At 70.8% G+C, this 23457-nt stretch carries 21 protein-coding genes; 10 read left to right on the forward strand and 11 right to left on the reverse strand.

Features of this window, described 5'->3' with window-relative positions; translation table 11 throughout:
* Positions 1–25 precede the first annotated feature (25 nt).
* The 6 genes from hemN (at position 26) to AC16DP_RS15680 (ending at position 7207) form a co-directional block, all read left to right on the forward strand.
* Positions 26–1396, forward strand: a complete 1371-nt coding sequence (hemN, locus tag AC16DP_RS15655) for an oxygen-independent coproporphyrinogen III oxidase (RefSeq protein ID WP_329734776.1) — start codon at positions 26–28, stop codon at positions 1394–1396.
* 2 nt (positions 1397–1398) lie between these two features.
* The gene (locus tag AC16DP_RS15660; RefSeq protein WP_329734777.1) at positions 1399–1578 is read left to right on the forward strand and encodes a hypothetical protein; all 180 of its coding nucleotides are present in this window, start codon (positions 1399–1401) and stop codon (positions 1576–1578) included.
* Positions 1575–1955, forward strand: a complete 381-nt coding sequence (locus AC16DP_RS15665; protein ID WP_329734778.1) for a response regulator — start codon at positions 1575–1577, stop codon at positions 1953–1955. Before AC16DP_RS15660 ends, AC16DP_RS15665 begins: the two co-directional genes overlap by 4 nt.
* Before the next feature lie 126 nt (positions 1956–2081).
* Positions 2082–3545: a LamG-like jellyroll fold domain-containing protein gene (locus AC16DP_RS15670; protein WP_329734779.1), complete on the forward strand. Its 1464-nt coding sequence runs from the start codon at positions 2082–2084 to the stop codon at positions 3543–3545.
* Positions 3546–3706: 161 nt separating this feature from the next.
* On the forward strand, positions 3707–6655 hold the full coding sequence (locus AC16DP_RS15675; protein ID WP_329734780.1) for a DEAD/DEAH box helicase: 2949 nt from the start codon (positions 3707–3709) through the stop codon (positions 6653–6655).
* A 99-nt stretch (positions 6656–6754) separates the two neighbouring features.
* Positions 6755–7207, forward strand: coding sequence for a class I SAM-dependent methyltransferase (locus AC16DP_RS15680; protein WP_047856301.1), 453 nt, complete (start codon positions 6755–6757; stop codon positions 7205–7207).
* Here AC16DP_RS15680 and AC16DP_RS15685 read toward each other — a convergent pair.
* Positions 7196–8350, reverse strand: a complete 1155-nt coding sequence (locus tag AC16DP_RS15685) for an oxygenase MpaB family protein (RefSeq protein ID WP_329734812.1) — start codon at positions 8348–8350, stop codon at positions 7196–7198. The genes AC16DP_RS15680 and AC16DP_RS15685 overlap by 12 nt on opposite strands.
* A gap of 10 nt (positions 8351–8360) precedes the next feature.
* Complete coding sequence (locus AC16DP_RS15690; protein WP_329734781.1) at positions 8361–13250, reverse strand: hypothetical protein; 4890 nt, start codon at positions 13248–13250, stop codon at positions 8361–8363.
* A 214-nt stretch (positions 13251–13464) separates the two neighbouring features.
* On the opposite strand from AC16DP_RS15690, the gene AC16DP_RS15695 reads away from it, so the two are divergent.
* Both AC16DP_RS15695 and AC16DP_RS15700 read left to right on the forward strand, forming a co-directional pair.
* Positions 13465–14028, forward strand: a complete 564-nt coding sequence (locus tag AC16DP_RS15695; RefSeq protein WP_329734782.1) for a hypothetical protein — start codon at positions 13465–13467, stop codon at positions 14026–14028.
* A 47-nt stretch (positions 14029–14075) separates the two neighbouring features.
* Positions 14076–14381, forward strand: coding sequence for a hypothetical protein (locus tag AC16DP_RS15700; protein ID WP_483956737.1), 306 nt, complete (start codon positions 14076–14078; stop codon positions 14379–14381).
* A 49-nt stretch (positions 14382–14430) separates the two neighbouring features.
* Here the strand turns inward: AC16DP_RS15700 and AC16DP_RS15705 are convergent, their stop codons facing one another.
* From AC16DP_RS15705 to AC16DP_RS15720, 4 genes are all read right to left on the reverse strand, one after another.
* Positions 14431–14607 carry a hypothetical protein gene (locus AC16DP_RS15705; protein ID WP_329734784.1) on the reverse strand — a complete coding sequence of 59 codons (177 nt, stop codon included), beginning with the start codon at positions 14605–14607 and terminating at the stop codon, positions 14431–14433.
* 264 nt (positions 14608–14871) lie between these two features.
* Positions 14872–15546, reverse strand: coding sequence for a hypothetical protein (locus tag AC16DP_RS15710; protein ID WP_329734785.1), 675 nt, complete (start codon positions 15544–15546; stop codon positions 14872–14874).
* The gene (gene rdgC / locus AC16DP_RS15715; protein ID WP_329734786.1) at positions 15533–16192 is read right to left on the reverse strand and encodes a recombination-associated protein RdgC; all 660 of its coding nucleotides are present in this window, start codon (positions 16190–16192) and stop codon (positions 15533–15535) included. Before rdgC ends, AC16DP_RS15710 begins: the two co-directional genes overlap by 14 nt.
* A gap of 35 nt (positions 16193–16227) precedes the next feature.
* Positions 16228–17397, reverse strand: a complete 1170-nt coding sequence (locus AC16DP_RS15720) for a tetratricopeptide repeat protein (RefSeq protein ID WP_329734787.1) — start codon at positions 17395–17397, stop codon at positions 16228–16230.
* A gap of 71 nt (positions 17398–17468) precedes the next feature.
* Here AC16DP_RS15720 and AC16DP_RS15725 point away from each other — a divergent pair, with 71 nt between their 5' ends.
* Both AC16DP_RS15725 and AC16DP_RS15730 read left to right on the forward strand, forming a co-directional pair.
* Positions 17469–17936 carry an MAPEG family protein gene (locus AC16DP_RS15725; RefSeq protein ID WP_329734788.1) on the forward strand — a complete coding sequence of 156 codons (468 nt, stop codon included), beginning with the start codon at positions 17469–17471 and terminating at the stop codon, positions 17934–17936.
* Positions 17937–17971: 35 nt separating this feature from the next.
* A complete protein-coding gene (locus tag AC16DP_RS15730) occupies positions 17972–19063 on the forward strand; it encodes a hypothetical protein (protein WP_329734789.1) in 1092 nt (363 codons plus the stop codon).
* Between the two features lie 15 nt (positions 19064–19078).
* Here the strand turns inward: AC16DP_RS15730 and AC16DP_RS15735 are convergent, their stop codons facing one another.
* The 5 genes from AC16DP_RS15735 to AC16DP_RS15755 form a co-directional block, all read right to left on the reverse strand.
* The gene (locus tag AC16DP_RS15735; protein WP_329734790.1) at positions 19079–19945 is read right to left on the reverse strand and encodes an ATP adenylyltransferase family protein; all 867 of its coding nucleotides are present in this window, start codon (positions 19943–19945) and stop codon (positions 19079–19081) included.
* 26 nt (positions 19946–19971) lie between these two features.
* Positions 19972–20229, reverse strand: coding sequence for an acyl-CoA-binding protein (locus tag AC16DP_RS15740; RefSeq protein WP_329734791.1), 258 nt, complete (start codon positions 20227–20229; stop codon positions 19972–19974).
* 13 nt (positions 20230–20242) lie between these two features.
* Positions 20243–21226 carry a hypothetical protein gene (locus AC16DP_RS15745; protein WP_329734792.1) on the reverse strand — a complete coding sequence of 328 codons (984 nt, stop codon included), beginning with the start codon at positions 21224–21226 and terminating at the stop codon, positions 20243–20245.
* Between the two features lie 82 nt (positions 21227–21308).
* On the reverse strand, positions 21309–22250 hold the full coding sequence (locus AC16DP_RS15750) for a DUF2381 family protein (RefSeq protein ID WP_329734793.1): 942 nt from the start codon (positions 22248–22250) through the stop codon (positions 21309–21311).
* 106 nt (positions 22251–22356) lie between these two features.
* Positions 22357–23457, reverse strand: a 1101-nt coding sequence (locus AC16DP_RS15755) for a serine/threonine-protein kinase (RefSeq protein ID WP_483956738.1), incomplete at its 5' end; no start/stop codon positions are given.

Genomic DNA, 23457 nt, shown 5'->3' on the forward strand with positions numbered 1-23457 from the left:
GTGCTTGGAATGGGGGAGGGGACCGATGGTCTCGTCCCCGCACATCCCCACTCCGTCCGAAGAGCTGATGCGGCGCTATGACGTCGCCGGCCCCCGCTACACCAGCTACCCCACCGTGCCCGAGTGGAAGCAGGACTTCGGCACGGAGCGCTACGCCGAGCGGCTCGACGTGGCGGGCAGCTCGGGCGCCGGCGAGCCCCTCTCCCTGTACGTCCACCTGCCGTTCTGCCGCAGCCTCTGCTGGTACTGCGGGTGCAACGTCGTCGTCTCCCAGGATCGCCGCGCGGCGGACGTCTACATCGACCATGTCCTCCTGGAGCTGGAGCGGGTGGTGGAGCGGCTGGGCCGCCGCCGCACGCTCTCCCAGGTGCACTGGGGCGGGGGTACTCCCACCTTCCTCAACGAGCGCCAGCTGGAGCGTCTGTGGAGTGGCATCACCCGCCACCTCTCGCCGCTGCCGGACGCCGAGGTGGCCGTCGAGGTCCACCCCGCCATCACCTCGCCGGGACAGCTCTCCCTGCTGCGGGAGCTCGGCTTCAACCGCGTCTCCATGGGGCTGCAGGACTTCGATCCGAAGGTGCAGGAGGTCACCCACCGCCACCAGCCCTTCTCGCGGACGCGGTCCCTGCTGGACCACGCGCGCGGCCTCGGCTTCTCCGGCGTGAACTTCGATCTCATCTACGGGCTGCCGTACCAGAACCCGGAGAGCTGGGCGCGCACGCTCCATCAGATCCTCGAGCTGCGGCCGGACAGGCTCGCCGTGTACTCGTTCGCCTTCATCCCGGACGTGCTCAAGCACCAGAAGCGCATGCCGGCCGAGGCCCTGCCCGACGCGCACACCAAGCAGGGGCTGTTCCGCGCCGCCTGGGCCGCCTTCGTGGACGCGGGCTACCTGCCCATCGGCATGGACCACTTCGCCGTCCCCGAGGACGAGCTGGCCCTGGCCCAGCAGCGGCGCGCCCTCGGGCGCAACTTCCAGGGCTACACGGTGAAGGCCGCGCGGGACGTGGTGGCGCTCGGCTCCACCGGCATCAGTGACGTGGGCGGGGCCTACGCGCAGAACGTCCGCGCCCTGCCGTACTACTACGAGCGCGTGCGCGAGGGCCGCTTCGCCACCGAGCGCGGCATCCAGCTCACCGAGGACGATCGGCGCCGCCGCGCCATCATCACCCAGCTCATGTGCAACTTCTGGGTGGACCTGGGCGAGCACGGCACGAGCGGCTTCGCGCTGGAATTGGAGCGGCTGCGGCCGCTGGAAGACGATGGGCTGGTCAGGCGGGAGGGGAGCCAGCTCGAGGTAACCCCCCTGGGGCGGCTGTTCGTGCGCAACGTGGCGATGGTGTTCGACGCCTACCTGCGCCGGGCCGAGCGGCCCCGCTTCTCCCGGACGGTCTGAGCATGGACGCCATCGATATCCTCGTGAATGAACACCGCCACATCGAGCGCGTCATGGACGTGCTCGAGCGCGCCGCGCACTTCCTCGTCACCTTCGTGGACGGCAGCCACGACGCCAAGGAGGACGAGGTCTTCCAGGCCATCACCTCGCGGGGGTGGCCCCAACCGTGGGTCGGGCGATGAGCGCCGCGAGCGCCGTGAGGCGCATCCTGGTGGTGGAGGGCGAGCCCGTGGCCATGGGCGCGCTGTGTGATCTCCTGTCCATGGACGGCTACGCCACGGTGGGCCTGTGCGAGCCGGACGAGGCCGTCCGGCGTCTGCGCAGCGAGCCCTTCGATGCCGTCATCACGGACGTGGTGCTGCCCGGAGGGCACGGGCTGGACGTGGTGCGCACGGCCCGGGAGCTCCGGCCGGGCTCGCCGGTGCTGGTGGTGACGGGGCAGGTGAACTCGCTGGCCACCGAGGCCGCCCGCTCCCTGGGCGTCCGGCGCGTGCTCGGCAAACCCCTGCGCTACGAGACGCTCATCTCCGCGCTGCGCGACTCCATCCAGAGCCGCTGAGGGCCAGGGCCCGGGGAATCTCATCAAGTCCGGCTGAGCCGATATTCCTTGATTCTCAAATTCACAAAGAGGAGGATTCAGTAATATTGCAGTGGGACTGGACGTCCGAGCCTGGAGGAATGCCCGATGCGACGAGCCCTGATTCGCACGCCCCTGTGCGCCCTGCTTTCCGGGCTGATGCTGCTCGCCTGTGGTGTTCCCGAGAGCGAGGAGGCTCCGCCCGAGGAGCTGGAAGTGGGCACCCGGCAGTCCGCGATGTGCTCCGGGGCGAGCGTCTCCAGCCTCACCTTTTCGGCCCTCTCCTCGTACCAGGGAGAGGTGATTGGCATGGGGAACTGGAAGGTGGTGTACCCCGCCAACGCGGTGTTCCTGGAGTACTACCTCGATGGCGTCCGGTACGCCTATGCGGATCGTACGCCCGAGGAGCCCGTCGACAACCGGGAGGGCAGTTGGCACTTCAGTCAGCAGGGGATTCCTTGCGGCTCGCACACCCTCGAGGTGAGGGCCTGGCCCGTGGTCCTCAGCAGCACGGGCCGTGACGTGTGCGGCCCCACGCCCAGCAAGACGATCTCCCAGAGCTACACCGAGGCGTGTCAGCTCTCCGGCGATCTCGGCTCGGCGCTGGGGGCGAAGGTCGTCTCGGCGAGCACGTGCGGAGCGGCCAACACCCGGAGTCCGGGTTGCGTGAGCAACTCCTCCGCTCCGGAGCGCATCTACGCGTGGACGGCGCCGTACTCCGGCACCTTCACGTTCAGCACGGTGGGCGCCTCGTATGACACGGTGCTGCAGATCTCCAACGCGGCGACGGGCGCGACGCTCGGCTGCAACGACGACTCCAATGGCACGCTGCAATCCTCGGTGACGGTGACCGTCAGCGCCGGCCAGAGGCTGGAGTTGTCAGTGGATGGCTATGGCGCGGCGTGCGGCACCTTCCAGGTCAACGTGTTCCCCATTTCCGCCACGGGACTCAAGCTCTGGCTGAGCGGGTCCGCGGGGGTGACGTCCAGTGGGGGGCGTGTGTCCGCCTGGACGGACCACAGCGGCAACCGGCGCGACGCCACCATGTCGGACGCGGCGCGCCAGCCCTACCTCATCAACCCGGCCCTCAACGGCAAGCCCGTGCTCCGTTTCGCCGGGGCCCAGTCGCTCGTCTTCAGCAGCCTGATGCAGTTGAGCCGCCCCACGGTGTTCGTGGTGGCCAGGAACAACAAGAGCACTGAATCCTTCCACATGATTCTGGGGCCGGCCGGCAGCTCGGCCAACCATCAACTGCGCTTCGAGAATGGCAGCCAGGTGCTGCTGGTCACCCCCGGCGTCTACACCTCCACGGTGGGCAGCAACCGCGTCTACCACACGCTCGCGGTGCGCTATGACGGCTCGGCCTGGAAGGTCTTCCGCGATGGCGTGCTGAAGTCCACCCATGCCTCCACGAGCTCGGCGACGTGGGACCTCAACCAGGTGGGGGCCTGGTTCGGGCAGTACTTCCTGGAGGGAGATATCGCGGAGATCATCGCGTATGACCGGGCCTTGTCGGACAGCGAGCTCGGCGCGGTGAGCAGCTACCTTCGTGGCAGGTACGCACTGCCGTGAGGTCTCGTGCCCGCGCACGCTCCAGCAGTCGCTGGCGTCCGAGGCCGCGCCGCGCGACTCCCTCCAGGGCCGCTGAGGGCGTGCTCTTGTTTCCCAGGTACCTCGCCGGGCACATCGGCGTTGCGCGGCGCCGCCTCGGAGCGTAGGGAGTCCCATCTCCCATGTCCGCGACCGCCCAACTGCTCGAAGCCGTTCGAAAGGAAGCCCGCCCCGGTATCTGGACCACCGGGGTGACCCTCTCCCGTAACGGGGCCGTCTCGCTCCAGTCCCAGAAGCCCACCGAGCTGGAGCTGAGGGTCAAGGCGCCGGGCCGCCCGGTCGCCCTCACGGTCACCCTCTATCCGAATGACGCCGTCTGGGAGTGTGACTGCCCCGGCCGCGTGGACCCGTGCGAGCACGTGGTGGCGGCGGCCATCTTCGTCCAGCAGGCGGAGAAGCAGGACACCCCGCTGGAGACGGTCGCGAAGAAGTGGACCCGCGTCGTCTACCACTTCACCCGGGTCTCCGGCGGGCTGGAGCTCCACCGCACGCTCGCGCACCCGGAGGGGAAGGAGGAGCCCCTCGAGGACAGCCTCGCCTCCCTGATGGCCAGGCCCGCGAAGGCCGCCACCCTCCAGGTGGAGCAGTCGGATCTCCTCGCGGATCGGCTCCTGGAGAAACGCATCCGCGGCGCGCTCCCTCCCGAGCGGCTGGACGCGCTGCTCCAGGTGCTCCAGTCCGCGCGCAACGTGCTGCTCGACGGGCGGCCCGTGGCCGTCTCGGAGGAGGTCGTCCTTCCGCGGGCCGTGGTCGAGGACCGGGGCGGGCAGTTGGTGGTGACGGTGGCGAAGGATCCCCGTGTCGTCGACGTGGTGAGCCCGGGCGTCGCGCTGCTCGGAGACGCCCTGGCACGCATGGGTGAGACGGCGATGACGGGACCGTGGCTCCAGAACCTCCCGGTGGTCCGCACCTTCGCGCCCGAGCAGATGGGGGAGATCACCTCCAAGGTGCTCCCGGAGCTGGGCCGCCGCATGCCGGTCGAGGTCCGCAGCAAGCGCCTGCCCTCCATCGACCGTGACCTGAAGCCGCGCATCCTGCTGGAGCTCAATCAGCTCGAGTCCGGGCTGTCCGTGCTGCCCACGCTCGTCTACGGGGCGCCGCCGTCGGTGCGGATCGACAACGGCCGCATGGTGTACCTGCGCGGCGCCGTACCCCTGCGCGACGAGGCGGTCGAGCAGCGGCTCCTCCATTCGCTCCGGGACGAGCTGAACCTGGTGCCCGGCCGGCGGCTGACGGTGCAGGGCCAGGAGATGGTGCGCTTCGCGGACAAGATCCGCCGCTGGCGCGGAGACCTCTCCGGCGACGCGGCGGGCATCGTGAGCCCGAACGTCCGGCTCCGCCCGAAGCTCGAGGTGCGGTCCGGCGCCACCGCGGCCGGGATTCCCGACGTGCGCTTCACGCTCGAGTTCCAGGTGGAAGGGGACAAGGGCCCGACGCACACCGTGGACGCGGCGGCGGTCATCCGCGCGTGGAACGAGGGCCTGGGGCTCGTGCCCCTGGAGGGCGGTGGCTGGGCGCCGCTGCCCCGCGCCTGGTTGGACAAGAATGGGCAGCGCGTCGCGGACCTCCTGGCCGCGCGTCAGGCGGATGGCAAGGTCTCCAACCACGCCCTGCCCGAGCTGAGCGCGCTGTGCGAGACGCTCGAGCAGCCGCCTCCGCCGGGGCTCGACAGGCTGGCGCCGCTGGTCGAGGGCTTCGAGAAGCTCCCCGCGCCCACGCTGCCGGAGGACCTCACCGCCACGCTGCGCCACTACCAGCAGCAGGGCGTGAGCTGGCTCGGCTTCCTCAAGAGCGCCGGGCTCGGCGGCATCCTCGCCGACGACATGGGCCTCGGAAAGACGCTCCAGACCATCTGCGTGCTGGGGCCTCGCACGCTCGTCGTGTGCCCCACCAGCGTGCTGCCCAACTGGGCCGCGGAGCTGAAGCGTTTCCGTCCGTCGCTCAAGGTGTGCGTGTACCACGGCCCCGGCCGCGCCCTGGACGAGGCCGCCGATGTCACCCTCACCACGTACGCCATCCTCCGCCTGGACGCGGCGGTGCTCGGCGGGCGCACCTGGGACGCCGTCGTGCTGGACGAGGCGCAGGCCATCAAGAACCCGGAGAGCCAGGTGGCGCGTGCGGCCTTCGGGCTCCAGGCCCAGTTCCGGCTGGCGCTCAGCGGTACGCCGCTGGAGAACCGGCTGGAGGAGCTGTGGAGCCTGATGCACTTCACCAACCCGGGCCTGCTCGGGGGGCGCCGGCAGTTCGAGGACAAGGTGGCCCGGCCCATCTCGGATGGGAGCGCCGAGGCGGCGCAGTCGCTGCGCAAGCGCATCCGGCCCTTCGTGCTGCGCAGGCTCAAGCGGGACGTGGCGCCCGAGCTGCCGCCGCGCACCGAGTCCGTGATGCACGTGTCGTTGGATGAGAAGGAGCGCTCCGTCTACGACGCGGTGATGGCGGCCACGCGCGCGGAGGTGGTCGCCCTGCTCAACGAGGGCGGCAGCGTGCTGAAGGCCCTGGAGGCCCTGCTCCGGCTGCGTCAGGCGGCCTGTCATCCGGCGCTCGTCCCGGGCCAGCAGGCCAGCTCGTCCTCGAAGGTGCAGACGCTCGTGGAGGCGCTCGGCACCGCGGTGTCGGATGGGCACAAGGCGCTCGTGTTCTCGCAGTGGACCTCGCTGTTGGATCTCATCGAGCCGCACCTCGAGTCGGCGGGGATCGGCTTCGATCGCCTGGACGGCACGACGACGAACCGCGGGGACATCACCGCGCGCTTCCAGACGCCCGAGGGCGCGCCGGTGCTGCTCATGTCGCTCAAGGCCGGTGGTACGGGCTTGAACCTCACCGCGGCGGACCACGTGTTCCTCATGGACCCGTGGTGGAACCCGGCGGCCGAGGCGCAGGCGGCGGACCGGGCCCACCGCATCGGCCAGGAGCGTCCGGTGATGGTGTACCGGCTGGTGTCGCAGGGCACGGTGGAGGAGCGCATCCTGGGGCTCCAGGAGAAGAAGCGCGCCCTCTTCGAGGCGGCCCTGAGCGAGGCCGCGGGCGCCACGGCCATCACCCGCGAGGACCTGCTCGAGCTGTTCTCCTGAGCGGGCCGGGCCCGGTTGCACGCTGCCCGAGTGGCCTCCACCCGGGGGGAGGCCCTCCTGCGGGAATCAAGGACGCCGAACCTGGTGTAGAGAGGGGTCATGGCCGACAAGCGTCGCTTCGACCTCTTCGCCCAGTTCCTCACCGAGCGCTTCCCCGCTCCGCGCATCTATGACATCGCGGGCGGGCAGGGCCGGCTCAACGAGGCCCTGTCCAGATTGGGCCGCACGGTCACCACCTTCGACCTGCGCCACAAGCACCTGCCCGTCCGCTACGAGCAGCGCATGTTCACCCTGGAGGAGCCCTGCGAGTGCGACCTGCTCGTGGGCATGCACCCGGACGGCGCCACGCGCATCATCATCGAGTACGCGGCGAAGCACCGGCTGCCCTTCGCCGTGGTGCCGTGCTGCTCGGACAACAGCATGCCGTACAACCCGTGGCGGCGGTACCTGGCGGACCTGGCGCGCGAGCTCGGCTTCCCCCACGTGGAGGAGCAGGAGCTCCCCATGGAGGGCCGCTCCCGCGTCGTCCTCGGGGACTTCTCACCCCGGTAGGTGCTCGGGCATGTCGTAGGTGGCGTCGGTCCCGGCCAGCCCCATGGACACGGCGTTGCGCCAGTAGGCCATCCCGGCGTTCAGCGCCAGCATGTCCACCCCCGGCACCCGCCGCAGCACCGAGTGGGTGTTCGACACCACCACCCGCAGCAGCGGCACCACCAGGCCCCAGGCATTTCGCGGGTAGCCGAGCGCGTCCGCGTACGTGTCTCCGATGAGGCGGCGTGAGATGGCGTAGCCGATCTCCACGGCCCGCTCCGCTCGCGAGCGCTCCTCCGGGGTGTGCGCTTGCAGCAGGGGGCTCTGCAGGAGCGCGTCGGCCAGGGCCCTCGCGTCCTCGTCCGGGAGCTCCTGCGTGCGGGTGATCAACCCCCAGAGCGTACGGGCCTCGGCCTCAGTGGCGGGGAGCAGCTCCTCGCGCACGCCGAGCACGTAGCCGGTGTAGCGCCACAGGTGCAGCAGCTCCTCCACCTCGTCTGGCGTCAGCTCCACCCCGAGGCGCCGCAGCCCATCCACCACCTCGAGGCTGAAGAGCATCACCGTGCCCGCCATGTCGAGCTGGTTGATGGGCGTGCCCCAGGCCCGCGCGTTCCACCGGGGCGAGCCCTCGAGCAGGCGCCGCACCTGGGCGTGCATCAGCCGCACCCGCACCGCCGCCGCGAAGCCCTGCGCGCCCGGCCGCATTCCTCCTGGCAGGCACACCGCCTCCACGAAGTGGCTCGTCTCGGAGAGCCGGCGCGGGGCCGCCGTCTTGAGCCGGCCCGAGAAGGCGAGCGGCTTGTTGCCCGCGGGCGAGCAGTAGCCCATCACGAGCGAGCGGAACGCGAGCACGAAGCCGCCGAAGATGCCCGTGCGCAGGAAGGCCGTGCCGCCCCGGTCACAGCGCGCCTCGTCCACCCAGAAGGGGACATGGTGGATGTGCTCGGAGAGACGGAGCAGCGGCTCCGGTGCGGAAGAGGGAAGGACCCCCGCCGTCAGCTGGCGCAGCATCTCCTGGCGCCGAGGGGGCGGGAGCGTGGAGAGGACCGCGGCGGCCTCGTCGGCCAGGGGATCTCCCTCGCCGAGCATGGCGCCGAGGCGCTCCACGCGGTTTCCGAACTGACGGCGGGCCTGCTCCAGGTGGACGTAGCGCTCGGGAAACATCCGCTTCACCTTAGTCCCAACCCCGGAGCGCGACGCGCATTCCCCGGAGCCACCGGTCGAGTTCCTGACGGCGCAGCGTGGCGAAGACCCGGCCGCCCACGATGGAGAGGCCGGTGAGCGTCATCACCACGAAGCCGATGCGATGGTCCCTCAACCCGGCGTGCACCAGCGTGGCCGCCACGTCCAGCGTGAGGAACAGCGTCCCCAGGGCCAGGTAGGCGCGGATGTGCAGCGCCATGCCGGCCGCCACGCCCAGCAGGCAGGCCGCGCCGAACACGAAGGCATAGGTGCCGTCCGCCGCCTGGCCGATCTGCAGCGCCACCTTCGCCGCCGCGGGCACGTACAGCAGCATGCCGCCCAGGATGCGCACCGCGTTCCTCGCCGCGCGCGGCAGGCTGCCCGTGAAGAGCTGGCCCAGCATCAACAGCAGCAGGCCGAGCGGCGCCAGGTAGATTTCGATGCCCTCCATGTCCAGGGAGAGCGCGGCGATGAGCAGCGCCGCGTTGCAGGCCGTGGCCGCCAGCGAGCCGAACAGCCGGCTGCGCTCCACCGCTCCCAGCGCCGCGTACAGGAGGCCCGAGCCACCCGCCAGCAGCGCGGCCTCCCGCGTGGCCTCGCTGGGGAGCACCAGCGCCATGCCCACCGGCAGCAGCGCCGCGAACCGGCGGGTCGCCCGCTCCACCGGTGCCACCCCCGCCCGCCGCGCCAGCACCGTCACCCCCACCAGCACGAAGCCCAGCGCCAGGGCGAAGAGCGCATCGTGCTCGGGGCGCAGGTCCCGGGCATGGAGCGCCCTCACGAGCGCGTACACGCCCACCACCGCCACCTGCACGAAGTACACGTGCCGGCCCGTCCGCTCGCGCCACGCGGCGTGCAGCGACACCCCCACCGCCAGCGCGATGGCCGAGCCCGCCAGCGGGAGCACCCGCTCGTCCGGTGTGCTCCCCTGCGCTGCCACCAGCGCGAGCAGCCCACCCATGGCGATGAGCCACAGGTCCCGGCCCCAGGCGAGCCCCCGGGCCAGGTCCTCGCGTCCTTCACGCAGCCGCCGGTTGGCCATGTGCGCGAGCGCCGCCACCGCCGCCACGCAGAGCGCCAGGGCCGGAAGGTGCGGCGCGAGGCTGCGTGTGTCGAGCGCCACCGAGAGGCCCGTCAGCGCGGCGAGCCCCGCCAGCGCCGTGGCCCAGCCCGCGCCCAGCCGCGCCAGCGCGCCCTTCCACTGGGCCGCGCCGATGTACAGCGTGGTGGCCAGGATCGCCAGGGTGAGGGGGAGGGACACGGACCGCATCCAGTCTCCACCCAGGCCGTACACGTCCGAGAGCAGGAGCCGGGGAACGGCCATCAGCGGATCCGTCCTGCCTCCACTGGCCAGCGCGTACACCGTCGCGTTGAGCGCATAGAAGAGGGCACCCAGTTGGGCCCGCGCACGCGCCTGGCCCTCGTCACGCCCCAGCCTTCGGGCCACCCACGGGCTCAGCGCCACCACGCCCAGCCCCACCAGGGCGAGCACGGGGCCCGGCCATGCGCCCACGGTGGGCTCGAGATGCGCCACGGCGTGGATGACCAGGAGCAGGCCCAGCCCTGGCACCAGCCGTCCCTGGGGCCGCGCCCGGCTCGCGAGCAGCAGCAGCCCGGCGCCGAGGATGAGCACGGCCGCCTCCAGCCCGGGCTGGAAGAACGCCGCCGCGAAGACGAGCCCCGCGGCGGTGCCCGACCAGCCGTGCAGCGCCCGCATGAGCCGAGGGCCGAAGGAGTCGGAGCCGGACTCCCCGAACAGGAGGTGCTGCACGAGGCGGACGCGGACTCCCAACAGGGTGAGCGCCAGCCCCGCGCCGGCATACGCGAGCCCCGCGGCGGCGAGGCCCAGGAAGGCCCGGTACCAGAGCTGCTCCACCGTCTCGCCGGAGGCCAGCCATGCCTCGGATGCGAGCCAGTGCGTGCTCCGGGCGGCCTCCAGGTACTCGGCGCGAACCCACTGACTCCCCGGAGGCAACGTGGCCACCAGTTCATGTCCGAGCACGGCGCGATGGACGGCCCACAGCGCGGCCCCCGGCAGTGCCAGGAGCAGTCCCAGGTTGGCGAGCGCCGGAGCCCGGAAGGAGAAGGCGAGCAGCATCGCCAGGAGTCCGGCGCCCAGCGGCATGAGCGGAGGCACCACCGTCAACGCGCGGGAGAGCAGGGGCCCACCGGCGCTCCACGCACCCACCGAGAGCACCACGGCCAGCGCGGCCACTCCGGCGTGCGGGACGAGGTGGTAGACGCGGCCGTGGCGCTCGTTCTCCAGGAGGCGCCCGAGCCACGGCCCGAAACGCCGCGTGGCGAGCGCCAGCAGCCAGAGGCCCATGCCGATGAACGGGAGGCGGAAGGCGCTCACGTCGGGCGGCAGGGGACGTCCCGCGCGGTTGAGCACCGCCGTGAAGGCGATGAAGAGGCCCGCGACGGCGAGCATGCCCACCGAGCCTCGCAGGTGCCACGTGACGAAGCCTCGCGAGAGGAAGGCGAGCGCCGCGCTCCCCGTGAGCAGCGCTCCCGCGAGCACCAGCGTGGGGCGCTCGGACTCCACCGGGAACTGCATCCAGTTCGACAGGAGGACGAGGGTGCACACCCCGCCCACGGAGGACACGGCGGCGAAGCCATCGGTGTAGAGGGGGCGGCCCGACTCGGGGAAGGGCAGGCGGATCCACCCGAGCAGCCGCCTGCCTCGCGGGGCGGGCTCAGGAGTTTCGGATGCGCGTCCACGCAGCGACGCGATGGCGGAGAAGCCGAGCGTCAGTCCCGCGAGCAGCAGGGCCCGGCCGGCGAAGTCCGTGGGGCGCAGCCCCTGGACGAACAGCACGGCCGAGAGCGCGAGGCCCCACGCGGCCAGGGTGCTGATGAGCCGGCTCCGCTCCCGTCTCACGCGCAGCAGCAGGAGCACCGAGGCGAGGACGAGCGGCATGCAGCCGATGACGAGCGTCGGGAGGCTCGTGGCCACTTCGCCGGCACCGGCCTGTACTCCGGGAAGGGCGAGCAGCACCCCCACGGAGGCCAGGGCGAGCGAGAGGTCATCCAGGGGCAGGAGCTCGTTGCTCTTCCCGCTCCGGCGCATCCACGCCGCCTGGAGGAGCCCGGCCACGCCGTAGAGCGCCGCCGCCCCGGTGAGCACGGACAGCTGCGCCCAGTCCCTCGCCTCCACGCCGGTGGCGTCGATGGTGGCGAAGGCTCCGAAGATGGCGGCCACCGCTCCCAGGTAGTGCAGGGCCCGCGCGCGGTACCCACCGGTGAGGTGCGCGGCCACGGCCACCAGCGCGCCCGCGGTCACCGCCGGCCATGCCGTGTCCGAGCCCCAACCCGTGACGCCGTACGAGGTCAGCGGCAACGCCGCCAGGGAGAGCACCACGCCCCAGCCGAGCAGCCAGAAGCCGAGACTGTGCTGGGCGTTCAGCCGGCCCATGGGCAGCAGACCCGCGCCCACGGCGGCGATGCCCACCATCCACCAGCGGGGCTCGAGGGGCATCATCAAGCGGGCCAGGAGGACGCCGGCCAGGGCCAGTGTGAGCACGGCCGGGTGGGCGAGCGCGCGCCGCCGGGGCTCGAACAGGAAGAAGGTCAGCGCCGCCCCCATGGGCGTGAGGGCCGAGGCGAGGTCCACCCAGGGCTCCACGCCAGGCTGCACGGAGAAGGCCGCGAGCGCCGCGGCGAGGGCTCCACTGGCCAGCACCGCGTGCGCGAGGGTCTCCACCACGGGGGCCGCCTGGGGATGGGCCTCGCGCGCGGAGGGCTGACTCGCCACGCCCGCGGCCACCGCGGCGAGCGCCATCGCCCAGAGCGTCATGCCGGCGAAGAGCGGGCTCCCCGGGAAGAGGGCGTCGAAACCGGAAGGCGCGCTGGCGACGGCGAAGACGGCGAGGGCGGCCGCGCCATAGAGGCTCGTGGTCAGGAGGGAGAGTCCTGCCCGGGGCTGCTCCCGCCGGGCCCGCCACGCCGAGGCCCCGAAGGCCGCCACACCGGCGAAGGCGCAGAGCGTGCGGGCCCAGGGCGCCTCGTCCAGCCCCATCAACGGCAGTCCCGCCAGCAGCGAGGGGAGCAGCGCCACCCCGAGCGACACGGGGGAAGCGCCGTACAGCAGGCGTCCCGTGGGCCTCAGGGTGAGCAGGGTGAGCGCGGCGACTCCGGCCGAGGCGGGCCCGCCCATCACCGGGGACAGGCCCACCAGGGAGGACAGCGCGACGAAGACGACGGGCAGCAGGGCGATGCCGATGCTCGCGAGCACCCGTCCGGCCGAGGCCGAGCGCCGGGCGAGGAGCACCCCGAGTCCGACGAAGGCCGAGTGGTAGGCGAAGAGGGCACCCGTGACGAGCAGCTGCCGGGGCACGCCGCCGAGCGCGCGCCAGGCCTCGCGCACGCCCATGAGGGATCCGCCGAGCACCAGCACCGCGCCGAGGAACCACCACACGTACTCGTGCAGCTTGGGGGCCGCGCCGCTCGCGGCGTCGTCGAGCGCCACCATCGCATCCAGCCCGCCGCCGAGCGCGCCCGCGTCCGCGCGCTGGAAGAGCGCCTGTCCCGACTCCGACGCGAGGCCGATGCCCTCCTCCTCGTGGTGCGGACGGGGAGTGGCCTCGCGCTCGCGCTCCTCGCGGGCCGCGTTCTCCAGCGCCTGGAAGAAGGCCTGGCCCCAGGTGGGGCGCCAATCCTCGAGCTCCTCGAGCTTCCCGGCGAGCGCGTCCGCCTTCTGCTCCAGCGTGCTCGCGTCCTCGAGCAGCGGCACGGCGATGGCGGCGCTCACGACGGTGGTGACGGAGAGGGACTCGGTGAGCCGGGTCGCGGTGGCCGGTTCCACCAGCCGCGTGGCCTGCCAGTCGGAGATCCGCCGCTTCAGCTTCTCCTGGACGAGCCTGTCCACGTGCTCCCGTGTCACGGGCTCCAATAGGGCGCCGCAGTCCGGACAGGTGTCCCGGCTCTCCCCGTCGCGAAGCTCGGCACAGACCAAACAGATCATCGGGGCCCCCATCGTCACCAGGCGCATGCGTCCGGCGTGGAGACTAGGCGCTTTCGCCTCTTCCTCCAAAGGCCCCGGCCAGGAGGGCTTCCCGTGGGGACATCCACTGGCGCATTCAGTAGTCTCCGGCTCCATGCGTTCGAGCCACTGCCGGGTGCTGCTGGTCGTGTGTTGCTTGCTGGCACCGTGGGCGTCGGCGCAAGCGCCGCTGTCAGGGGGCACACCGGACGTCGTGGTGGCCTCGGTGCTTGCGGTGGTTCCGGATACGGTGCGCCTCAAGATGCTGGCGGCCATGGCCCGGGGGGACATCGCCGGGGCCATCTCCATGTGGCAGCTCGCCACGAATCGCGACACGGTTCCGCCCGCCCTGGCGGCACTTCAATCGGCCTTCGGCCTGGCCAACAGGGTGGCGGGTTCCTGCGGCCGAGTGGCCAAAGACATCTCCCAAGGCTTCAAATTCCTGGGAGGCACCCCTCAGTACCTTCGCATTTCCAGCACCCAGGGTGATTTTTTGTCATGGCAAAGCCGGACTTTGATGTCCGACAACAACAGGCATTTCTTGGTGGAGTACGAAGGTAGGTTTTATGATGCGTTCACTGGCCCAGCGGGAATGTCCCGAGCCGAATACCTCAAGCACGTCGTGCTGCGCGGTGAGGCTCTCATTGAGCAGGTTACCGAGGAGATGCTGACAAGATGAGCAAGCTTCAGACACCCAGGGATTGGGAGGGACGTGCTGTCTCCACCGTGGACTTGCTGCTGTTCATCCGGGAACAGGTGAACGAAGGAGCGATATTGGAAATGTTCCTGGGCTCGGTGAATGCCCACGCCATGCGTGCCTTCATCGAGGGCAGCTCCATGGCCCTCCAGTACAACGGTCTTCCCGACCGGGAGTTCCAGGACTTCATCGTCTGGCTGCGCGACGTCAAACGGGAATGGCCAGAGGATGGTTGGGTGAAGAAGTATCTCCGGGAACTCGGCGGAGATCATGCAGCGGCCATCAAGAAGTTCCTCGATTTCGTCGCTGAATTCGCCGCCACCCGGAAGCGCTGAGAAGAGCAGGGGAGCGGACCCACGGGCCCGCTCCCCCTTCCACGCAGGCTCAGCCGCAGCGGCCGCAGTCCAGCCGGCAGTTGTCGTAGGTCCCGACATAGACGAGCGGCGGGCACGCCTCGCGCGCGGCCTCGGCGCTGGAGGAGAGCGCACAGGCGCGCGCGGTGCTCTCCCGCTCGTTGAGCATGCCCCGGTCGTTGCCCACGTAGACGCCTCCCCAAGTCACGTGGTGGGCACGTCCTGACTGCGTCCTGCCGTGCATGGGCTTGTCTGGCCCACGGGGTTGTTCCGCTCTCGCGGGCTGCCCAGGACGAAATTGCCGCCGACGTCAAACCCGGATCCAGGATGACGGTTTTTCTTGGGAACCGGCCTGTTGCCGGGGGGATGAAGCGTGCGGAGACGGACAGACGGGCGGGGCGCGTCGGCTGTCTGACATTCAAGGGGGGTGGGGCCCGTCCCGCGGTGAGGGGGGACGGGCCGGGGTGTCCGCTCAGCCGCGCGCGGCGCGAGCCAGCTGCACCTTGGTGGCCCGGGGGGCCTCGTCCTCGCCCTTCATCCAGCGCTTCATGGCGGGGACGGCCTTCTTGCTCCAGTTGCGGCTGGCGCGCACCTCGAGGAAGGCCTGCACCAACGCGTCCACCATCTTGGAGAGCTGCTCGGTGAGGTAGAGCCGCTCCAGCAGCCGGTCATCCTCCTCCTCGGCCATCAGCTCCGGCAGCTTCGCGGCGCGGATGTCGAGGAACTCGGCGTCCAGCGTCACCTCGTACACCTTCTCGCCGTGGGTGAGGCGCCAGCGGGCCTGGTGCACCAGCAGGCCGCGGTCCATGGAGTGCTTCACCTGCTCCGAGTAGGGCGCGAGCGCGCCCCGGGCCATCAGCTCGGTGACGTCGCCGTTGACGCCACGCAGGGTGCAGCGGCCCGTGTAGAGGACGACGAGGCCCGTGCCCTCGAAGTCCACCAGCGCATCCCCCGACTCCGAGCGCCACAGCAGCCAGGTGAGGAACTCGCGGCCCAGGTAGGCCCGGCCGCGCAGCAGCTGCTCGCGCGCCTTGTCACGTTCGATCTCCGCTTCGTCCCGCGTCTCCTCCTCGGTGGCTCCACCGTCGACGCCGGTGTCACCGCGCATGAAGGCCGCTTCGATTCTCGCCTGCTCACGCCTCCCCATGGGCCACCTCGCTGCTGGGAATCTCGTTGTGGGAAATCTCCATGCCGATCAGCTCCGGCGTGGGGACGAGCTCCTCGTCCTTGATGCCGGAGCGCGCGGCCATGGCGGCGGGCACCAGCGGCTGGAGCTTCACCTCGAAGGCCTGCTCGAGCGCCAGGAGGATCTCCTCCACCTGCTTGCGCGAGGCGGCCCAGATCTGCACCTGCTGCGTCTGCAGGTTCCAGCTCACGTCGTGCACCTTGGTGGAGGGCACGGCGCGCTGGCGCAGCATGTGGCGGAGGGAGGCGCGGTTCTCCGCCTTCTCGCCACGGGTGGGCTGGCGGCCGTTCTGCTTCTCGAAGGCGGTGGCCCACTTGTCCAGCTCGGCCTTCAGCACCGCGGCGGGCACCTTGACGGTGTCCACCCGGAAGCCGAACAGCGCGTAGTCGCCGTACAGGATGGCGCCGGTGGAGAACTCCACGGAGTCATGGTTCTCCAGCTCCACGAAGCCCGCGGCCCGCTCGTCCTCGGTCTTCTTGAGGTCGATGGGCTCGAAGGCCCCGGACTTCAAGCCCTTGGAGAGCCAGCGTTTCTTGTCGGAAGGAGCGTTTCCGGCCGGCTCGGACCGGAAGCGCGAGAAGGTCACTGCACCACTGAGGACTGGCATGAAGCCCGGCAACTTTCACAAGCCGGGCCCCGCCGTCAAGGTACTGCTGGTGCGGCCTCCATCCGGGACGCCCGCTTCTTCTTCCAGGCCTTGTATTCGGGGGACTTGACGAAGCCCGCGTACTCCTCGAGGGCCGTCAGGTCGCCAATCTCCACGCTCGTGTCGCGCTCGATGCCGTCCAGGTAGCGGGCGGTGTCCTTGAACTGCTTGTCCTGGAGCGACAGGCCGATGAGCACCCAGTGGGCCAGGGTGAGGGTGGGCTCGCCGGCGATGGCGGCCTTGAAGTGGCCCAGGGCCGCCTTGCGGTCCCCCTTGTCCAGCATCACGCTGCCGCGCAGGTACTGGAGGTAGGGGTCCTTCACCCGCTGATCCAACCGGTCGATCATCTTCATCACCGTGGCGTAGTCCTTGCGCATCATGTGGCCGTCGATGGAGATGAGGTCCAGGCTGGGATCGTTGGGGTAGGCCTGCTCGAAGTCCTGGATGGACTTCTGGTACTGGGCCTCGTCGAGCTGGGCGGCGGCGCTGAGGCGCAGCAGGAGGAAGGGCTTGTTCTTGCGCAGGGACTCGGGCAGCGCGTCGAACGTCTTCACCACCTCGGCGTACTGCTTCTCCTGCACCTGGCGCTGCATCTCCTGGAGCTTGGGGGCGTTCTTGAGGAAGTCCTGCTCCTTGCCCATCAGCTTGTCCACGAGGTTGTAGCCGGCCTCCTTGGCGGCCTGGAGGTACATGCGGCGCAGGGTCTCGCTGAAGGGCTCGCCGGTGATGTAGGGGTAGAAGTCGACGATGACGACCTGGCCCTCGGCGTTCCTGGCCAGCTCCAGGTCCAGGTAGTTGACGCCGCTCTGGCTGGTCATGACGCGGTAGAGGGCGTGAGGGGCGCCGCCCTCCATGCGCAGGCGCAGCAGGCGGAAGCTGGAGTCATCCTCGCGCGTGGCGACGAGCTGCTTGCCCAGCTGCAGGCCCGAGCGGCGCACGCCCTTGGAGAAGCCGTCGTGGAAGGCCTTGGGGGTGGAGGTGCCGCGCGTGGCGCGCTCGAGGAGCCGATCCACGTCGACGCGCGCGTCCAGGATGGAGCCGTCACCCGCGTGGATGCCTTGCTCCAGTTCCGTGGTGTAGGCCACGTACGCCGGATCCATGGCGGGGGCTGGGGTGGGCGCGGCCGTGGGCTGCGCCGCGAGGACGACGAGGAGGAGGGTGAGCATGGTGCGCGCACGCTACACGTGGGGCGCGCCCGCTGTCCAAACGCGCCCACTGCTGGTAGATGGCCCCCGCCATGAACGATTTCTTCCCGCAGATGACCTCCAACCTGGTGCTGGCGTTCCCGGGCTTCCGTCTCTACGCCCTGTGCGCCGTCATCCTCGTCATCAAGATGTTCGCCGTGGGCATCTACACCGCCATGACGCGCTCCCGGCTGAAGGTGGCGATGAACCCCGAGGACGCGGCCCGGTTCGGCGCCCAGGTCACGGCCACCGAGCACCCCGACGTGGAGCGCGTGCTGCGCGCCCACCGCAATGACCTGGAGAACATCCCGGGCTTCCTCATCCTCGGGCTCATCGCCGTGCTGGCGGGCGTGCCGGTGCTCGGCCTGCGGATCTGCTTCATCGCCTATACCGCCGCCCGGGTGGTGTACAGCGTCGCCTACGTCAAGGCCATGCAGCCGTGGCGCTCGATGAGCTTCGGCATCGGGACGCTGTGCATGTTCGCGCTGTGCGTGATGATCATCATCCGCATCCTGTCCTGAGCCCCACCGCCCTCCGACGCAGGAGCCCCCCGCCCATGCCCCAGATGCTCGACAGCCTGCCGGTCCTCTACCGCGATCTCCTGCCCGGCTTCTTCCGCGCGGAGATTCCCAACGAGGAGAAGGCCACGTGCTCCTCGTGCGCCATGTGCCCGTCCTCCGCGCAGGGGACCGTCGAGTCCGTGGACGGGGTGAGCCGGCTGTTCCGGCCGGACACCAAGTGCTGCACCTACTACCCCAAGCTGCCCAACTACCTGGTGGGCGCGCTCCTGTCCGACACGCGCGAGGAGCTGGGCGAGGGACGGCGGCGGGTGGGGGAGAAGATCGCCAGCCACGTGGGCGTGACGCCGCAGTGGGTCCGCCCGTCGGCGCGCTACAACCTGCTGTACCGCAACTCGCGGCAGTTCTTCGGCCGGGCGGCCTCCATGCGCTGCCCGTACTTCGAGGAGCAGCAGGGCGGGTGCACCATCTGGCCCTTCCGCGAGGCCGTGTGCTCCACGTTCTTCTGCAAGTACGTGGCGGGCGCGGACGGGCGGAAGCTGTGGATGACGTTCAAGACGTACCTGGCGCTCGCGGAGATCCAGCTCTCGCGCTACGCCGTGCTCCAGCTGCTGCCCGAGTACATCCTCGCCGGCAAGGACAAGCCGGACCTGGCGGAGACGCCGACGCTCGAGGACCTGGACGACAAGCCGCTGCCGGAGAAGGAGTACGCCGCGCTGTGGCGCCAGTGGGCGGGCCGCGAGCAGGAGTTCTACCGGGCCTGCTACGACACCATCCGCGCCCTGACGCCGGAGCAGGTGGAGAAGATCATGGGCCTGGATGGGGTCATCGAGCTGAAGGTGCTGGAGAAGAGCCTGCGGGACGCGGTGGCGCCCGCGCTGCCCAAGGTGCTCAAGCTCAACCCCGAGGCCACGGTGAAGTGGCTCGCGGATGGCAGTGTGGCGCTGGGGGCCTACAGCGAGTACGACGCCGTCGCGCTGCCCGGGGTGGCCTACTCGCTCCTGGTGGAGTTCACCGGCCGCGAGCCTGTCGAAGCGGTGCGCGCGCGCCTGCGCGAGGAGAAGCAGGCGGATCTGCACGAGGACATCCTGCTGGAGCTCTACCGGCACCGGATCCTGACGGAGGCCTGAGCCCTCCGGGAGGGTTCAGCCGGGGCGGGACTCGGGGGCCACCTGCCGCAGCAGCTCCAGGGGTCCCAGCTCCTGGAGCTTCTGGAGCTGCTCCTGGTTCTTGACGAGCAGCGAGCCGGCGAAGCCCATGGCGTTGACGTTGATGCCGTGGGACTCGGCCCGCGCGCGAGGCACCAGCAGCATCCAGTCCCGCGTGGTGAGCAGGTTGTACGGAGGCAGCGGGTGGCCGATTCCCAGCTCCTTCATCAGGGACTGATAGGCCGCGAGCATCCGCGCCCCGTCCCGGGCGGGAGAGGACTCCCACGGCCCGAGCCGCGTCACCGCGTGGGCGAACCCCGGGGCCCCGGGCAGCACCTTCTCCATGGGGACCCGCAGGCCCTCGGGACCGAGCGGGGGGATGAGCTGGAGGTGCTTGTGGGGCTGGCTGGCCCCGGCCACCTCGCCGGAGTTGTAGAAGCCCAGCCCGTCCAGCCCGTCCATGCAGAGCGCGAGCGCCTCGAAGTCCGCGGCCGTGAGCAGGGACTCCTGCTCCTCGAAGGCGCGCGTGACGATGAGCAGGTGGTGCTCGACGACGTTGAACTTGTTGAGCAGGCACAGGTGCGTGGGGGAGAGCCCGCCCACGATGAGGTCCGGATCCGGGTTCTCGAAGGGATCGAAGGGCACCGCGCGGGGCTTCTCGCGCCTGGCCCGCTCGTCCTTGAGGTGCGCCCGGCCGAGCACCCGCACCTGGAAGGGGATTCCCCGCTCCTCGAGGGTCTGGCACTCGGTGGCGATCGGCTGCAGGGCACCGGTGGCCAGTGCGTGCCGGGTCGTGGAGACGATCCGCGGCCACAGGTCCTCGGGCCGCAGGGATGGCTCATGGGGGAGGGAGGGCGTGCTCATCACGGTGCAGACTACCTCTGGGCGCCTCAACCGCGCAGCAGCCGCTCCACGAGCGCCACGTATTGCTGCATGGCCGCTTCCCGGCCCAGCCCCTTGCGGCCGGCCCAGGCGTCGTACTTGGCGCGCCCCTTGAGGTCCAGCATCCCCGGGCGCTTGCCCTGCACGTCGCCCTCGGTGGCCTGCTTGAAGAGCGAATACAGCTCCAACAGCGTGTCGTTGGAGGGGCGCGTCTTGAGCGTCTTCACGTGCTCCTGCGCGGAACGGAAGTCATCTTCGAGTGCCATGGTGGTGTCTCCTCTACTTCATCAGTTCTTCGAGCCAGCGCGCGAAGGGCTCGGAGGCCACCACGGGCGCCAGGCGCCTGCGCAGGGACTCGCGGCCCAGGTCCTGGAAGGTGTCGAGCAGGCCGAGGGGCTCGAGCAACTCGCGCATCGGCCGCTTGCCGTCGCGCTCCATGATGCGGGTGAGCAGGTGCTCCAACTCCGCGGTGGCGTCCCGCGTGGAGAGCCACTGGGTGAGGGCCTTGCGCACCACCGCCGCGCCGCCGGGGACGTCCGCTCGGGACAGCTCGCGTCCGAGCTTCGCCAGCGGCAGGCCCAGCACTCCGTCCAGGAGGGCCACGCGCATCTCGGCCTGCTCGGAGGCCCGGGTGGGGTCGGTGAGCGCATCCGCGAGCTGCTGGAAGAGGCCGGAGAGCGCCGAGTCGGCGAAGTCGCGGGCACGCTTCTCCACCTGGCGCTCGATCTCATCGGAGAGCGCGCCCGCGATGCCACCCAGTGTTCCGCCCGAGCTCTTGGCCTGCTCGGCGGCGAACTTCGCGAGGCCAGAGAAGCCCTTGGCGATGCGGTTCTCCGTCACGGGGGCGCTCACCTTGCGGCTGAACTCGACGAGCACGTTGAAGAGCAGCGCGCGCGCCAGTGTGCGGACGGGCGGACGGTCCAGCACGGAGAGCACCAGCGCCCGGTCCGGCGAGTAGTGGCGGGAGGCCAGCTCCGCCAGCATCTTGGGGAGCTCGGGGGGCACGGCCTCGCGCACGGTGCGCGGGTCCTGGGTGAGCTGGCGCTGGAGGTGGTCGAGCGCCGAGGCGAGCTCGCGGTCGGCGGTGTTGGAGGCGAGCCAGCCCTCGAGGGCGGCCCTCAGCGCGCGCGCCATGAGGGCGGGCGGCACGAGGGTCTCGAGGGGTTGGGAGAGCTCGTGCTCCACGACGAGCGCGGCGAGGCGATCCAACGGACCGTCGGTAGAGGCGTCCTGGAGTCGGGCGAGGAGGTCCTGGGCATTCATGGCGGTGGGCAGTATGGCGCGGCTCGGGGCGTTCGCCTCCCCGAAAGCACCTGGGATGTCGACAGGTGGGCCCCCCGCCTCGCTACGGGAAGATCACGCCGTCGAAGAGCTCACCCCCACCGCTCGCGTCCTCGCTCCACAGCTTCAGGGTGAAGGTGCCGCGCGCCTCCTCCACCGTCATTTCCAGTTCCACCCCGACGGTGCGCCGAGCCCCCGGGGTCATGGGCTCCTGCTGCCACACGCCGAGCACCTTCCACTCCACGCCCTGTGGGCCCAGCAGCACCGCCCCCCCGGGCATCCAGGGGGTGCTCCCGTTGTTTTTCAACTCCAGTTCCAGCGCCAGCCGCACCACCTCCCGCCCTTCCTCCAGGCGTGCGGTGGCTGAGCGGTAGCCGCGTGCCTTGATGCTGGTGAGCGTGTTGCCCGGGCGCGAGGTGACGCTGCGGGTGATGTTTTTATCGACGATGCCCCCCTCACCCAGCAGTCTCTGAGCAATCAGGCCCAGCATCCCCAGCTGCCCGCTGCACCGCGCCTCCAGGCGCGCCTTGTCCTCCTGGCACTGTCGCGCTTCCGCCCGTGCCTGCTGCTCACCCTCGCCGCAGGAGGCGGGCGGGCGTGGCTGGCGTATCACCTCCACCTGCCGCGCGGCCTCGGAGGGGTGCACCACCAGCAGGAAACGGGCGCTGGCCGGAGTCATGCCGTCCTGGAAGAAGACCGCCATGGGCACGCGCTCTGCCTGCGTGAGCGCCCGCGTGGGCACGAGCGCCAGCCCCGTCTCCCCCTCCACCACCCGGAAACGCTCCCGCCCGGCCAATTCCACGCGTCCCACTTTCGTGTCGAAGAAGAAGCCGGTGGAGAGCCCCGGGTGGATGCACACCGCGTACGCCTCACCGTGCGTGTCTTCCGTCAGCTCCAGGTGGCTCGTCCCCGTCACACAGCCAGGTGGCGCGGACAGTGCCGAGGCGTCCAGGGGGGCAGCGAGCAACACGAGTCGCAACAGGGCAGCGGAGGACAGCATGGGCATGGGCGGGGGTCTCCCGAGAACGTGGACAGGACCGCGGGAGTGGGGCTCTACCATACCTCCTGCCCGGTCATGTCCGGCCCACTGCCGTCCCACCTCGCGGACGCCCCTACTTGAAGCGGTCCACCACCCGCACCTGCGCAACGGGGTCCACCATCATCTTGCCCGGCGGGCTGCCGGGCTCGATCTCGAGGCCCACCTTGTCGTCCGTGTCCAGCAGCTCCAGACACACCGGGTAGGTCACCCCGAGGGGCGTGCGCGCCTCGGTGAAGCGGCCGTACACCCGCCCCTCCTTGACGTAGAGCCGCCCGGAGAGCCGGGTGTTGTCCGGCAGCGCGAAGCGTCCTCCATAGCCATGGCGATCGGCTCCCGCGTTCCAGATGGCCGCCAGGTAGACAGGAGTGTCTTCGTCCACGCGCACGTACCTGCCGCGCACGTCGCTCCACTGCACGCTCGTTATCTCTCCCAGGCGGAAGCCGAGTGTGGCCGTCATGGTCTCCACGGCCCCGGCGGGGCAGGCCTGGGGAGGCGGAGCGGGGCGCTCGGAGGGCACCTGCTGCGCGGCCCCCACGCAGGCCTGCAAGGCGGCGCCGGTGAGGCCGAGACACGCGTTGCGCATGGCGGTGCCCCGGCGCTTCGGGGCGGCTTCGAGCTGGGGGCCTGGGGTTGTCTGCGGCGGCTGCTTCACGGGAGCACTGTCCTTTCGGGGCGCCAACGGCGGGGCGGCGGCCGGGGGCGGAGGCGCCTCGGGCAGAGGCGCGGCCACGGCCCGCACAGGTTCCGGCGCTGGCCTCGCCGGCGCCACTTCCTGGCTGGAGCCGAGCCACCAGGCCCCCACCACCACGGCCAACCCCACGCCCACCGCCGCCAACAGCCGGCCCCAGCGCACCCAGGGCCTCACCGGGCGCCGCCGCTCCGGGTGCAGCACCTGCTTCCAGTCCACGTCCGTGCGGGCCCTCAACTCCTCCAGCGCCGCGTGCAGTGCCACCGCGCCCGGGTAGCGCGCCTCGGGCGTCTTGGCCAGCAGCCGCAGGCACACCTCTTCCACCGCCCGCGGCACGTTCGGGTTGACGAGGTGCGGAGGCAGGGGCGGCTGGTGCAGCACCGCCTCCACGTCCTCGCCCCCGTGCTCGGCGGGCCGGAAGGGGAAGCGGCCCGTGAGCAGCCGGTAGAGCACCACGCCCACCGCGTACAGGTCGTCTCCCGGCCC

The sequence above is a fragment of the Archangium sp. genome (genome assembly GCF_057119385.1).